General features: G+C 70.4%; 14 protein-coding genes. 5 read left to right on the top strand and 9 right to left on the bottom strand.

What is annotated here, in order from left to right; genetic code table 11:
• Positions 1-39 precede the first annotated feature (39 nt).
• Complete coding sequence (locus CK500_RS06665; RefSeq protein ID WP_095636469.1) at positions 40-1,362, top strand: NAD(P)/FAD-dependent oxidoreductase; 1,323 nt, start codon at positions 40-42, stop codon at positions 1,360-1,362.
• Between the two features lie 15 nt (positions 1,363-1,377).
• On the opposite strand, the gene CK500_RS06660 is transcribed toward CK500_RS06665, so the two are convergent.
• The 5 genes from CK500_RS06660 to CK500_RS06640 form a co-directional block, all read right to left on the bottom strand.
• A complete protein-coding gene (locus tag CK500_RS06660; protein ID WP_095636468.1) occupies positions 1,378-2,583 on the bottom strand; it encodes a thiamine pyrophosphate-dependent enzyme in 1,206 nt (401 codons plus the stop codon).
• 86 nt (positions 2,584-2,669) lie between these two features.
• Entirely contained in the window at positions 2,670-4,082 is a 1,413-nt protein-coding gene (locus CK500_RS06655; RefSeq protein WP_095636467.1) for a hypothetical protein, read from the bottom strand.
• A 135-nt stretch (positions 4,083-4,217) separates the two neighbouring features.
• The gene (locus tag CK500_RS06650) at positions 4,218-4,703 is read right to left on the bottom strand and encodes a hypothetical protein (RefSeq protein ID WP_095636466.1); all 486 of its coding nucleotides are present in this window, start codon (positions 4,701-4,703) and stop codon (positions 4,218-4,220) included.
• A 229-nt stretch (positions 4,704-4,932) separates the two neighbouring features.
• Complete coding sequence (locus CK500_RS06645; RefSeq protein WP_095636465.1) at positions 4,933-5,355, bottom strand: hypothetical protein; 423 nt, start codon at positions 5,353-5,355, stop codon at positions 4,933-4,935.
• Between the two features lie 19 nt (positions 5,356-5,374).
• Positions 5,375-6,415 carry an NAD(P)-dependent alcohol dehydrogenase gene (locus CK500_RS06640; RefSeq protein WP_095636464.1) on the bottom strand — a complete coding sequence of 347 codons (1,041 nt, stop codon included), beginning with the start codon at positions 6,413-6,415 and terminating at the stop codon, positions 5,375-5,377.
• 184 nt (positions 6,416-6,599) lie between these two features.
• Between CK500_RS06640 and CK500_RS06635 the strand changes: the two genes are divergently transcribed.
• A complete protein-coding gene (locus CK500_RS06635; protein WP_095636463.1) occupies positions 6,600-7,661 on the top strand; it encodes an amidohydrolase family protein in 1,062 nt (353 codons plus the stop codon).
• A complete protein-coding gene (locus CK500_RS06630; RefSeq protein WP_095636462.1) occupies positions 7,661-8,584 on the top strand; it encodes a metal-sulfur cluster assembly factor in 924 nt (307 codons plus the stop codon). The genes CK500_RS06635 and CK500_RS06630 overlap by 1 nt, the downstream gene beginning before the upstream one ends.
• Positions 8,585-8,629: 45 nt before the next feature.
• On the opposite strand, the gene CK500_RS06625 is transcribed toward CK500_RS06630, so the two are convergent.
• The 3 genes from CK500_RS06625 to CK500_RS06615 form a co-directional block, all read right to left on the bottom strand.
• Positions 8,630-8,827 carry a hypothetical protein gene (locus CK500_RS06625; protein ID WP_095636461.1) on the bottom strand — a complete coding sequence of 66 codons (198 nt, stop codon included), beginning with the start codon at positions 8,825-8,827 and terminating at the stop codon, positions 8,630-8,632.
• A gap of 126 nt (positions 8,828-8,953) precedes the next feature.
• Positions 8,954-9,745, bottom strand: coding sequence for a J domain-containing protein (locus tag CK500_RS06620; RefSeq protein ID WP_095636460.1), 792 nt, complete (start codon positions 9,743-9,745; stop codon positions 8,954-8,956).
• Between the two features lie 82 nt (positions 9,746-9,827).
• Positions 9,828-10,085 carry an MTH865 family protein gene (locus tag CK500_RS06615; RefSeq protein ID WP_095636459.1) on the bottom strand — a complete coding sequence of 86 codons (258 nt, stop codon included), beginning with the start codon at positions 10,083-10,085 and terminating at the stop codon, positions 9,828-9,830.
• 151 nt (positions 10,086-10,236) lie between these two features.
• Here CK500_RS06615 and CK500_RS06610 point away from each other — a divergent pair, with 151 nt between their 5' ends.
• Positions 10,237-11,289: a M42 family metallopeptidase gene (locus tag CK500_RS06610; RefSeq protein WP_095636458.1), complete on the top strand. Its 1,053-nt coding sequence runs from the start codon at positions 10,237-10,239 to the stop codon at positions 11,287-11,289.
• On the top strand, positions 11,286-12,125 hold the full coding sequence (locus CK500_RS06605; RefSeq protein WP_095636457.1) for an SDR family NAD(P)-dependent oxidoreductase: 840 nt from the start codon (positions 11,286-11,288) through the stop codon (positions 12,123-12,125). The genes CK500_RS06610 and CK500_RS06605 overlap by 4 nt, the downstream gene beginning before the upstream one ends.
• Before the next feature lie 6 nt (positions 12,126-12,131).
• On the opposite strand, the gene citZ is transcribed toward CK500_RS06605, so the two are convergent.
• Positions 12,132-13,280: a citrate synthase gene (gene citZ, locus CK500_RS06600; RefSeq protein WP_095636456.1), complete on the bottom strand. Its 1,149-nt coding sequence runs from the start codon at positions 13,278-13,280 to the stop codon at positions 12,132-12,134.
• Between the last annotated feature and the right edge of the window lie 218 nt (positions 13,281-13,498).

Below are 13,498 nucleotides of genomic sequence, written 5' to 3'. Positions count from 1 at the left end.
CCGCCGCCGCTTATAAGCACGCACCCCGAATTCCCCCGTATGAACGGAGACGCCACCGTCGTCGGCGGCGGGCTCGCGGGGCTCGTCGCGGCGGCCAGACTCGCCGAGGCGGGAGCGGACGTGACGCTGTACGAGCGACGGCCCGCGGTCGGCGGGCGCGTGCGGACCGAGACCGTCGACGGGTTCACGCTCGACCGCGGCTTTCAGGTGCTCTTCTCGAGCTACCCGGCGGTCGAGCGCGAGCTCGGCCCCGACGCCGCCGACGCCCTGAACCTCCGCACCTTCGCACCGGGCGCGACGATCTGCCGACCGGGATCGCGCTCGGTCCTCTCGGACCCCCTGCGCGACCCGCGGGCCGCACTCGCCTCCCTTTTGAACGACGAGGTCTCGTTCTCGGACAAGCTCCGGACGCTCGCGCTCCGACACGACCTCGCGGAGCGCGACGAGGACGACTTCTTCGCGGGCCCCGACGCCTCGATCCGCGAGTACCTCCGCGACTGGGGGTTCGCCGACGACTACGTCGAGAACTTCGTCGAGCCCTTTTACGGCGGGATCACCCTCGACCGGAGCCTCTCGACCTCGAAGCACGTCTTCGAGTACACGTTCCGCGCGATGAGCCGCGGCGCGATCGGCGTTCCCGCGGAGGGGATGGCCGCGGTCCCCGAGGCGCTCGCGGCCCGCGCCCGCGAGGCCGGCGTGGCGATCGAGACGGGCGAGGACGTGGCGTCGGTCCGGACTGCGGGGCAGGGCCGGATCCCGTTCCGGACCGGCCGCGGCGACGCCGAGGGCGCCACCGTCGAGCTCGCGGACGGCTCGACCCGCGAGACGGACGCGGTCGTCGTCGCGACCACGCCGCCCGAAGCCCGGCGGCTCACGGGCGTCGAGTCGATCCCCACAGAGGGCGTGCCGAACGTGACGGGGTGGTACGCGCTCCCCGCCGGCGAGTCGTTCGAGACGGGTAAGCGGATCCTGCTCAACGCTGCGGACGGCTCGCCCAACGCCGTGGTCCCGATGTCCGAGGTGGCGCCCGAGTACGTCCCCGACGACCGCGCGCTGCTCGCCGCGACCTTCCTCGGCGAGGCGCCACTTGATCGGCCCGCCGCCGGCCTCCGCGACGACGTCCGCGACGCCCTGGAGGCGTGGTTCCCCGGCCGCGACTTCGACGGGCTGGAGACCGTCGACACCCACCGGGTCCGGTTCGCGCAGTTCGCGCAGCCGCCGGGGGTCCACGCCGACCTCCCCGATCCCGACGACCCGGAGGGCCCGGTCGTCCTCGCCGGCGACTACACGGAGTGGTCGTCGATTCAGGGCGCCTTGGAGAGCGGCCGGACGGCGGCGAGCGCGGCTGGCAAGTATTTATAAGCGCAGGCGGACGGCCTACTCCTCGCGCCGGAACGCCTCCTCGCCGTGCTCCTCGACGGCCGCGAGCAGCTCGTCGCGCTGACGCCGCACCTCGGGCGGGAGCTCGGCGTACGCATAGTCGAACATGTCGCTCGGGTCGGGGTCGACCGACTCCGCGAAGTCGATCGCGTCGGCGACGACCCCGTCCGCCTCCTCGCGGATCGCGGCGACGCCCTCGTCGTCGATCCGGCCGGTCTCGCGGAGGAACGCCTCCATGCGGTCGAGGGGGTCGAGCGCGCGCCACGGGTCCACGTCGTCGGGGTCGCGGTAGGCGGAGGGGTCGTCCGCGGTCGTGTGCGCGCCGAACCGGTACTCGACGAACTCGATGAGGGTCGGCCGCGACGCGTCCCCCTGTCCCCCGTCGCCGTCCCCGCCGTCCCCGCCGCTTCCGTCATCGGTGTTTCGGTCAGCTCGCGCCCGCTCGGCCGCCGCACGCGTGACCGCGTAGCTCGCGAGGGGGTCCATCCCGTCGACGCGGACGCCCTCGAACCCGTACGCCTCCGCCTTCTGCGCGAACGTCTCGCTCGCGGTCTGGCGCGTTTCGGGGACCGAGATCGCCCAGCCGTTGTTGTGACAGCAGAAGAGCGTCGGCGCGTCGAACACGCCCGCGAAGTTCATCGCCTCGTGGAAGTCGCCCTCGCTGGTCGCGCCGTCGCCGAAGTGACAGGCGACGACCCGGTCCTCGTCCCGGTAGTCGAACGCCCACGCGGCGCCGACCGCGTGCGGGAGGTGCGCCGCGATCCCGATGTTGAGGGGGAAGACGTTGCCGTCGGCGATCGCCTCGGTCCCCGACTCGTGGCCCATCCAGTAGGGGAGGTACTCGGCGAGGAGGTCCCGGACCACGACCGCCCCGTGCTCGCGGTACTGGTAGGAGATTAGGTCGCGGTCCGCGAGCGCGTGGGTCGACCCGACCGCGGAGCCTTCTTGGCCCGCACACGGGGCGTACGTCCCGATCCGTCCCTGTCGCTGGAGGCTGACGGCGCGCTCGTCGAAGCGGCGCGTGACGACCAGGTCGCGATAGATCGCCCGGAACTCGTCGTCCGAGAGGTCCGGGACCGTCGCCCCCGGCAGGGGACTCCCGTCCGGCCCGAGCACGCGGAAGACGTCCTCGTCTGCGAGCGGATCAGTCGGGGAATCGGCGGCGCCCGCGGGGCCGGCGGCGTCGGCACCGTTCTCGTCCATGGACGATCGCTGTGGGCCGCGGTCACAAGGAGTTAGCGGTCGCGGTCTCGTGGCCGCCGGTTCGCTCTGCCGTCCCCGGAGCGCAGTCACGCGATCTCGATCTCCAGCTCGAACGGATAGGACCCGTGTTCGTCGGGCGTCTGACCGGGAACTCCCCACGAGACGCCGAAGAGCCCGCGGCTCACGTACGTCCCCGCGGGGAGCGACTCCGGGACCGCGTACGTCGCGGTCATCTCCTCGTGCCCGGTCAGCGACTCCAGCGCCTGTCCGTCGGGTCGCCTCGGCCGCGGTCCCTCGATCCCCTCGGTCTCGACGATCTCCAGGCGCTCCCGCTCGCCCTCGTGGAACGCCCAGAGGGCGCTCGGCAGCGCGCCCCGGCTCGTGAACGTGTACGGACCCTCGGCGTCGCCGTCGGCGCTCTCGGGCGCCGGCGCGACCGAGAGCGCGAACTCCCGGGACGCGCCCTCGCTCGCGGCGACCGAAACCGTCACCGGGAGCCGGTCGTACCGCGACTCGCCGACGCGGATGTCGTACACGACGCCGTCGATCCGGTAGTAAGGCGGGTCGTCGTACTCGGCGGCCAGATCGCCGTAGGCGTCCGGCACGTCGTCGGTGAAGCGTTGGGTGCGGTCGTCGCCCGGCAGCGCGGGGGCTCGATGGTCCGAGGCCACCGCGCGCTCGAAGAACGTCAGCACCGCGTCGTCGAGGGCCGACGCGTCGACGACGGGTCGGTCCCACATGTCCGCCTCGGTCAGCTCGCGCGCCGCGATCGCGTACGGCGGGGCCTCGTTCTCGACGCTCGTCTCGATCCGGGAGACGCCGCGCCCGTCCTCCAGGTAGTCGTACTCCTCGAGGAACCCGTCCAGGGCCTCGGGGCGGTCACAGCGACGGTACTCTCCGCGGGCCACGTTCGGTCCGTACGCTGTCAGCGCGTCGACGAACGTCTCGACCGCCGCCGAGCCGAGGTCGTCCGTTCGCCCCGCATCGCGCAGCACCCGCTCCTCGTCGTACCCTTCGGCCGCCTCGTCGGCGAGTTCCGCGGTGAACGTCGGGAGGGTCGGATCGAACGCGTAGCGCGTTCCGTCCAGCTCGACGTACGGCTTCAGCCTGCCGCGGTCGTAGACGCGGAACTCGTCGACCGCGGCCAGCAGGGCGTCGTCGGGATCGCCCGTCTCGAACCGACCGTCGATCGCTTCGTCGAGCGGCCCGCGCAGCGCGGCCGGGATCTCGGCCTCGGGAACGACGTGCTCCGGATCGATCCCGCGGCTCGGCGACGGCTCGTAGGCGGTGACGACGTGCGGCACGGTCCGGAGCTCGACGGCGAGCGACGAAGCCTGGCCGTCGGCGTCGTCAGATGTGTCCCCGTCGGCGTCGTCGGATTGATTCCCGTCGGCGTCGGTCCCGTTCGCGGAGGAGGGCGCGCCGGCGTCGTTCGCGACGCATCCGGAGAGGGCGACGAGGGACCCGCCGACCGCGGAGAGGAGGGCTCTGCGGTCCATAATCCCGTAGATTCGACACGAGGGATAAAAATCTTCCGTGGGCGCCTGCGACCGCGGACTACGCGCTCTCAGACCGACTCCGACGGTAGCCGCCGGCGCGGCGGCGGAGAACGGCGGCCGACCGTCCGACCGACCTCAGCCGTCGGAGCGCTCGGCTTCGATCGTCGTCGTCTCGTACTCGATGTCGGCCTCGTCGAGGAACGACCGCAACGTGGCCATTCCCCGGTCGAAATCGAAGCCGACGCCGTCGATGTGGGGGTTCCCGTTCTCTGTCGGTTCGAGCTCCCAGTGCGCGTGGAGCTCGAGCCGCCCGTCGTCGTTGCGCCAGCCGCGGAGGTGCGTCTGCCACCAGCGGTACGTCGTTCCGTCGACCGCGTTGCGTTCGTGTACCACGCGAGCGAGGTTCATCACCTCGCCGCGTTTGTGGTAGGAGAATTCCCAGTTCGGGGCGAAGCTGTACTCGCCGAGGGCCGCCTCGATCTCCGCGACGGACCCGTCAACCACGTAGTACTCACCGGACGGCCGCGGTTTCGTGAACAGCGCCTTCCGAAGCCTCCGATAGCCGTCACGGATGACGTCGAACGGGACGTGGACGGCCTCCCAGAGGTTGATCGACGGCATGGTCGGTCACGGCGGAGCGGACTCGTCCGGTCGCGCCCGAGACGCGCCGGGACGGGCGGTGGCGTGCGATCGCGTGCGTCGCCGGCGGCCGTGGTCGACAGCGACTTCCATGGTAGTTATTTTCACCCGCATACGTCACGGCTCATCGTCGAGATATTTAACTACGGAGGGTCGTTCCGCCGTTCGACCGTACTGGGTCGGTCACTGCGGGACGATCGCGTCGAGCGGGTCACGACGGGTCTCCCAAGCGGCGCTTGAGCACGAACGCGTACTTCGAGTCGGCCTTCCACTCGTCGACGCTCTCCTCGGTGATCTCGCCCGACGAGTACACGCGCTCGTCGTCGAAGGCGATCACGTGTCGCGGCCACGGGTAGGGGAGGTCCCAACAGAACCCGAGTCCGACCCCGTCGCGGTCGTGAGCGACGGCCCACGAGAGCGCGACCAAGGCATAGTCCTCGCAGTCCCCCCGGCCGGCGTCGACGCACTCGCGCGGCTCCTTAGCGAAGTCCCCGACGCCGTTCCACGGGTCCTGCGTCCAGTCGTACGCCGACTCCGACCACTCCTCGATGTCGAAGGCGCGCCACCGGTCGTCGCGGTCCACGTACCGGGCGGGCGCGACGAACGTGAACGGCGTCCAGCGGCGGAGGTCCATGGCCCCGAGTGTGTCGTGCTCAGGGCATGATGACGGCGCGCCCGTCGATCTCGCGGTGTTCGAGCTTCTCGGCGACCTCGTTGACCTCGCCGAGGTCGTACCGGCTCGTGTGGAGGTCGACGTCGCCCTGCTCGACGAGCGCGACGAGCTCCTGGAGCTCCGCGTACCGCCCGACGATGTTGCCGACGAACGAGAACTCCCCGTTCACGAGCGCCTGCGCCGGCTCGTGGACGTGCCCGCCGTAGCCGATGATGTGGTGGTCGCCGCCCGCGGCGGTGATGTCGGGGGCGTAGGCGGTCGTCACGTCCTCGCCGACGAAGTCGAGCACCTGTGCGGCGCCCGTCCCGTCGGTGATCGCCTCGATCTCGTCGGGAACGTCCGACTCGCCCGGGTTGACGAGGTGGTCGGCGCCGTACCCCGCGGCCAGATCCAGCGCCGACTCCTTCAGGTCGACGGCGGTGATGCGGGCCGCGCTCATCGCGTCGAGGCACTGGAGCCCGATGTGGCCGAGCCCGCCGACGCCGATGACGACCGCGTGGTCGCCGGGGTTCAGGTCGGCGACCGCCTTCTTCGCGGCGTGGTACGCCGTGATGCCGGCGTCGGCGTGCGGCGCGATGTCGATCGGCTCGACGCCGGACGGGAGGGGGATCACCGAGCGCTCGCTGGTGTGGAGGTACTCGGCGAAGCCGCCGTCGGTGGTGAGCCCGTTGAACGCGTCGTTCTCGCAGTACATCGTCTCGCCGAGCCGACAGGGCCGACAGGTGCCGCAGGTCTGGACCGGGTGACAGATCACCGGGTCCCCCGGCGAGACCAACTCCACGTCCTCGCCCGTCTCGACGACCGTCCCGGCGTTCTCGTGGCCGAGCGTCATCGGGAGCTCCTGCGGGACGTACTCCGCCCACATCCCCTCGATGATGTGGTTGTCCGTCTGGCACCACCCCGCGCCCTCGACCTCGACGATCACGTCGTCCGCGCCCGTCGCCTCCGGGCGCTCGACCTCGTCGATGGTGAGTCCCTCGCTCATGTCGTCCGTGTACTCGTGGAGCCTGGCGGCTTGCATGTGTTATACTCTCTCGCACCCTTCATCATAAACGTTCGTTATGGTAGAACGCTGGACCCGTCGCGACTACCGCGAACCGGCGCGTCGAGGGGCGAGAACCGATGGCGAGCGTCCGCGGAACCCGGACAAAACCATCCTGAACGATCCTTATAGTTATGTGTGGGCAATCCACACATATACTCGCATGTACGAGAAGGACGGCGAGGAGATCTTCGTCATCGACGGCCACGTCCACCTGTGGGACGCACGGCAGGAGAACATCGTCCACGAGGGGGGCGAGCAGTTCCTCCAGTGTTTCTACGACTACCACACCGGGTTCACGCCGGAGGAGGAGCAGTGGGACATCGACGAGTACCGACATTACGGCGCCGACCGGATGACCGAGGACCTGTTCGGGAACGCAGCGGCCGACATGGCGATCTTCCAGCCGACGTATCTCGACGAGTTCTACGACGAGGGGTTCAACACGACCGAGCAGAACGCCGAGCTCGCGGAGGAGTACCCCGAGCGGTTCGTCTTGAACGGGAGCTTCGACCCCCGTGACGGCGAGGAAGGGCTCCGATACCTCGAACACCTCAAGGAGGAGTACGACATCCCCGGCGTGAAACTGTACACCGCCGAGTGGCGCGACGAGTCGAAGGGGTGGCGGCTCGACAGCGACGACGCCTTCGAGTTCCTCGAGAAGTGCTCGGAGCTCGGCATCGAGAACATCAACGCCCACAAGGGGCCGACGATCCGCCCGCTCAACCGCGACGCGTTCGACGTGAAGGACGTCGACGACGCCGCCTCGTCGTTCCCGGAGCTCAACTTCATCGTCAACCACGTCGGACTGCCGCGGCTCGACGACTTCTGTTGGATCGCCGCCCAAGAGCCCAACGTCTACGGCGGGCTCGCGGTCGCCTCCGCGATGTCGACCCACCGCGAGCGGAAGTTCGGCGATATCATGGGCGAGCTCCTCTTCTGGCTCGGCGAAGACCGGGTCCTGTTCGGCTCCGACTACGCGCTGTGGAACCCCGACTGGCTCGTCGAGCAGGTCATCAACGCGGAGCTCACCGACGAGCAGAAAGACGAGTACGGCGTCGAGCTCGACGTCGAGACGATGAAAAAGATAATGGGAGAAAACGCCGCGGAGCTGTACGACATCGACATCGAGGAGAAGAAACGACAGTTCCGCGACGACGACATCACCGAGCGGTTCGACCTCGCGGATCACTACGGCGGCGACGCGGGGGCCGCGGCGGACTGATGTCGGGGAGCGGCACAGACCCGGCGGGCGATCGCGCGGGCGACCCGACGAGGGAATCCGCGGACGAGCCGACGGGCGACGCTGCGGACGGTCTCCGCGGGACGCCGGCGGTCAGGGAGCGACTGGACCGCGTCGAGGATCCCGAACTCGCCCGCTCCATCGTCGAGCTCGACTACGTCGACGCGATCGAGATCGATGGCGATCGCGTCGAGGTCCGGTTCACCCTCCCGACGGCGTGGTGTTCGCCCGCCTTCGCGTGGATGATGGCGACCGACGCCCGCGACGAGGTCGAGGCGCTCGACTGGGTCGACGAGGCGCGGATCGAGCTGTGCGACCACATGCACGGCGAGGAGATCACGACGGGCGTCAACGCCCGCGACGGCTTCGGCGAGACGTTCCCGGACGCCGACGGTGACGTGGCGGCGGTCCGAGCCGCCATCGCCGACAAGGCCCGCGTCTCCAGACAGCGCGAGGCGGTCCAGCTGCTGCTCGATGCCGGAGTCGACGCCGAACAGATCGTCTCGCTCGTCCGCTCCGATCTGACGGTCGTCGAGGAGGAGGCGCACGTCGACCTCGGCGGGCTGTCGGTCGTCGTCGACGCCGCGCCGATCGCCGACTACCTCGACCGGGTCACGACGAGCGGCCACGTGACGGCGCCCGGCGACACGCTGTTCCTGACGCCGGAGGGGGGCCCGATCCCGCCGGAGCAACTGGACGTGGTACAGAAGCGGTCCCGGCTCGCGACCGTGAACATGGGCGGGCAAGGCGCCGTGTGCGACGCCCTCCATCGCGCGCGCCACGGGCCCGACGGCCCGGACGGATCCGGGTCGCCGTCGTTCGACGAGTCGGCGGCCGACGGGGCGACGTACGACGGCGACGTCGACGAGTTCACCTCGACGTGGACGGTCGGCACCGACGACTGAGTCGCGGTCGGTGGGCTCGTCCCCCGCCCTCGGACCCGCTCGGCCTCAGCGGATCGGCCCCAGTCCGCCGAGCCCGCCGCCGCCAGCGCGACCGTCCTCCTCGGGCTCGCCGTGGCCGTCCTTCTCCAGTCCGTGTCGGCCGCCCGCCGCCCACTCGTCCCGGTCCCAGCCGCACTCGGGGCAGACGACCTCGTCCCAGTCGAACGGATCGCCGCAGCCCAGACACGCCGTCTCCGTGTTCATCGATATCGTATCACACCGTTCGAGGAACAAAAGCGTTCGCGACGGGTCGGACCGCGGCGGGCGCTCCCGGCGGAGGCCGACGGCGGGAGCGCGGTTCCGCTCACGGCCCGAACGCCTCCCGCGCGGTCACCGCCTGAAGCCGGACGACGGTCCTCGGTGGCGGTCCCCCTCGCCGACGTGGTTGCGTGCGGTCGCGTACGCCTCGCGGACCCGTCGGAACGCCTCCTCGTCGCCGCCCTGATCCGGGTGGGTCTCCTTGACGCGCTCGCGATAGGCGCGTTTCACCTCGGCGGCGTCGGCGTCGGTCGCCACGTCGAGCTCGGCGAAGGCGGCCGCCACGGGGTCGCGTCCGCCCGCGCCGGCGGCCCGGCCGATCCGGTCGGCGGCGCGGTCGGCGCCGCCGACGCGCCGACGGTTCCTCCCGGACCGTCCGGCTCTCTCGGACCGCCCGCCCGTCGCCCACTCGGGCTCGGTCACGTCGAACGGGAGCCGGCGACCGAGTCCCCGGCCGGGCATCTCGTGTTCACAGAGGACGGTGTAGACCCCCTCGCCCTCCAGTCTGAAGTAGTCGTGCGCGTCGAAGGTGATGGCGACCCCGCGCTCGGGGAGGTAGAAGGGGACCGCAACGCCGTCGAACGCGTGGTCCTCGCGGAACCGCTCGTCGATCGCTCGCAGGTACTCGCGGATCTCCCGCCGTCGCCGCTCGTCGCCGGCCGACCCCGAAGCGGCGCCGCCGGGTCCGCCGGGTCCACCGCCGACGCGTCCCGAGCCGGACCGCCCGGCGCCGTCGCTCGGAGCAGGGGCCGCGTACCGATCCCCGAGGTAGAAGGCGAGCGCGACGAGCGCGGAGGCGACCGCGCCGAGCGCGAGCCCCAACGCGACCCAGGGCGGCAGGAGGCGGATGAAATCGGCGACCACGGCCGGGGTTACGGCTCCGAGCGTATCAACCCCTCGGCGGTCCGACGAACGGTTCGAGGAGAGGCGGTGTCGCGACGGAGCGTCAGATCATCCCCTTCGCTTCGAGCCCGTCGATGATGTCGTCGACGAGCTCCTCGGCGGTGTCGTAGGGGAACTCCTGCTCGCTGCCGAGCTTCGCGGCCATCTCCATCGCGGTGAAGCTCACGTCGCCGGCCTCGAACTTCGTGCCCGGGCCGTTCGGGAGCGCGGGGACCAGATCCATCTGGTTCTCGACGGGGAAGTCGGCGCCGCCGAAGGCCTCTAAGAACTGTTCGCGGAGTTCCGCTTTCACGTCGGTCATACACTCACGTCCCGGGAGCGACCGCAAAAGGGTTGCGGAACAACCCTAAACTCGTTGAGGGTTCCTAACGATGGAGGGCTGAACCGACCGGGAACCGGGGGCGCGTTCCGGATCCTGCGGAACTTTGTCGGTGGCGTCGCGATCTGCGGCCATGTCGTTCGAGTTCGATTACGACCTGCTGTGCGAGTTGACCGAGGCCCGAGGCGTCCCGGGGTACGAGGACGAGGTCCGCGAGATCGTCCGCCGCGAGTTCGCCGACCGCGCCGACCGCGTCCGCACCGACGCGATGGGCAACGTCGTCGCCACGATCGAGGGCGATTCGGAATACTCCGTCGCCGTCGCGGCGCACATGGACGAGATCGGCTTCATGGTCCGCCACGTCACCGACGAGGGGTTCGTGCAGGTGGACCCGCTCGGCGGGTTCGACGCCCGCGTGCTGCGCGCGCAGCGCGTCACCGTCCACGGCGAGGAGGATCTCACCGGCGTCATCGGCTCCGTCCCGCCACACACGCTCACCGAGGAGCAGAAGGAGAAGGACGACGAGGTCGCCGACGTGTACATCGACGTGGGGCGCGACGCCGAGGCGGTCGAGGAGCTCGTCGGCGTCGGCGACCTCGTGACGCTCGACCAGACGACGACCCGCATGGGCGACCGGATCACGGGGAAGGCGCTCGACGACCGGATCTGTCTGTTCGCGACGCTCGAGGCCGCAGCGCGGATAGAGGACCCGGACGTGACGGTCCACTTCGCGGCGACCGTCCAGGAGGAGGTCGGCCTCCGTGGGGCGACGGCGCTCGGCGTCGACATCGACCCCGACCTCGCGATCGCCTTGGACGTGACCGTCGCGAACGACGTGCCCCAGATCGGCGACGCGGCGGACGCCGTGACGGAGCTCGGCGAGGGGACCGCGGTCAAGCTGAAGGACTCCTCGGTGATCACCAGCCCGAAGGTCCACGAGCGGCTCACTGCGGTCGCCGAGGAGGCGGGGATCGACCACCAGCACGAGGTGTTGCCCGCGGGCGGCACCGACACCGCCGGGTTCCAGAACACCGCGGGCGCGAAGCCCGTCGGCGCGATCTCGATCCCGACGCGGTACCTCCACACGGTCACCGAGACCGCCGACGGCGACGACGTAGCCGCGACGATCGACCTGCTCACCGCCTTCCTCGAGTCGGAGACCGGCGAGCACGACTACACCCTATGAACCGGTTCGCCGGGAAGACCGCGGTCGTGACGGGCGCCGGCTCCGGGATCGGTCGCGCGACGGCGCTCCGCCTCGCCGACGAGGGAGCGAACGTCGTCGTCGCCGACATCGCCGCGGAGGCCGGCCGCGAGACCGCCGATCTGATCGCCGACGCGGGCGGGGACGCCGCGTTCGTCGAGGTCGACGTGGCCGACGCGTCGTCCGTCGAGCGGATGGTCGACGTAGCCGTCGAAACCTACGGGAGCCTCGACGTCGCGCACAACAACGCCGGCATCCTCACCGACTTCGTCGAGACGACCGAAGTCACCGAGGAGCAGTGGGACCGGCTGATGGACGTGAACCTCAAGGGGATCTGGACCTGCCTGAAGGCGGAACTCCCGGTGATGAAACGGCAGGGACACGGCGCGATCGTCAACACCGCCTCGATGGCCGGCCTCGTCGGGATGGGCGGGCTCTCCAGCTACTCGGCCAGCAAACACGGCGTCGTCGGGCTCACGAAGTCGGTCGCGCTGGAGAACGCGAGCCGCGGGATCCGCGTGAACGCGATCGCGCCAGGGCCGACGAGGACGAACATCCAGTCGGGGCTCCTCGGGGGGTCCGGAAGCGCCGGACCGGCGTCGCTCCGCGATCGGATCAGGGCCGCCGTCGCGCTGGTCCGAACCGCGATCCGGACGCTCCGGGCGGACTTCGACACGTCGGCGATGCGCGACGTGCCGATGGACCGCATCGCCGACCCGGAGGAGATGGCGGGGGTCGTCGCGTTCCTCTGCTCGTCGGACGCCTCCTACGTCACCGGCCACACGATCCCCGTCGACGGGGGACAGGCGGCCGACTGAGTCGCCTCACCGCTCGTCGACCGGAACGAACGCCGAGTCCTCGGGGCCGGTGTACCGCCCGCGCGGGCGGATGAGGCGGTTGTCTTCCTGGTACTCGACGACGTGGGCGATCCAGCCGCCGGCGCGGCTCATCGCGAAGATGGGCGTGTACATGTCGACCGGGATGCCCAGCGAGTCGTAGACGGAGCCGGAGTAGAAGTCGACGTTCGGCGCGATTCCCTTGTCCAGCAGCCCCTGTTCGGTGAGGTACTCCTCGATCGCGGTGGTGTAGTCGAGCCACTTCGTGTCGCCCGACGACTCCGCGAGGTCGCGCAGCTTCCCTTCGAGGATCTTCGCGCGCGGGTCCTTCACCTTGTAGACGCGGTGGCCGAAGCCGGGGATCCGGCGTCCCTCCTCGCGGGCGTCTTTCACCCACTGGACGGGGTCCTTGTCGGAAGCGTCGACCTCCTGTAACACCTCCATCACGTCCTGGTTCGCGCCGCCGTGGAGCGGCCCGGAGAGCGCGCCGATCCCGCCGGTGACGCCGGAGTACACGTCGGCCATCGTCGAGCCGATCACCATCGCCGTGAACGTCGAGGCGTTGAGCCCGTGGTCGGCGTGGAGCGTCAGCGCCATGTCGAACGTCTCGGCGCTCACGTCGTCCGGCTCGGTCCCGGTGAGCATGTAGAGGAAGTTCGCGGCGTGCGACAGGTCCGGGTCGGGTGCGACCGGGTCCTCGCCCTGCCGGGCGCGCTCGAAGGCCGCGAGAATCGTGGGGATCTTCGCCGTGATCCGGCGGCCCTTCCGGAGCGTCGCGTCGAGGTCCGCGGGATCCGCGTCCGACTCGGGCTCGTACGCCGACAGCATGGAGACCGCGGTCCGCAGGGCGGCCATCGGGCGTTCGCCCGCGTCGGCGAGCGTCCGAACGGTGTCGAGCACGTCGTCGTCGACGGCGCGCTCGGCGGCCAGGTCCGCGGCGAAGGCGTCGAGCTCCTCCCGCGTCGGCAGCGAGCCGTGCCACAGGAGGTACAGCACCTCCTCGTAGCTCGCGCCCTGCGCGAGGTCCTCGATGTCGTACCCACGGTACACGAGCTTGCCGACCTCGCCGTCGACGTAGCTCAGATCCGACTCCGCGACGAGGACGCCTTCGAGCCCGCGCTTTAACTCGTCTGACATGCAGTGCAATTCCGACCACCACCAAAAAAGCGTTATCTTTCAGGAGGAATCCGCACGACGATCGTCGAAGCGGTCCGCGTCGGACGACGGCGTCGCAGTCGGGCGGTTGACCGCGTGTCGGGCGGCGGACCGCGCCGATCGCCCACGAGAAGGGCGAGGAAACCCGACGATCAGCGAGACGGTACCGCGGTCGGCGAGCCGCCGATCAGCGAGACGAT

The sequence above is a fragment of the Halorubrum salipaludis genome, from assembly GCF_002286985.1.
GTDB lineage: Archaea > Halobacteriota > Halobacteria > Halobacteriales > Haloferacaceae > Halorubrum > Halorubrum salipaludis.
The sequence above is the reverse complement of the archived record's forward strand: the minus strand, read 5'-3'. Positions and strand labels throughout refer to the sequence as shown.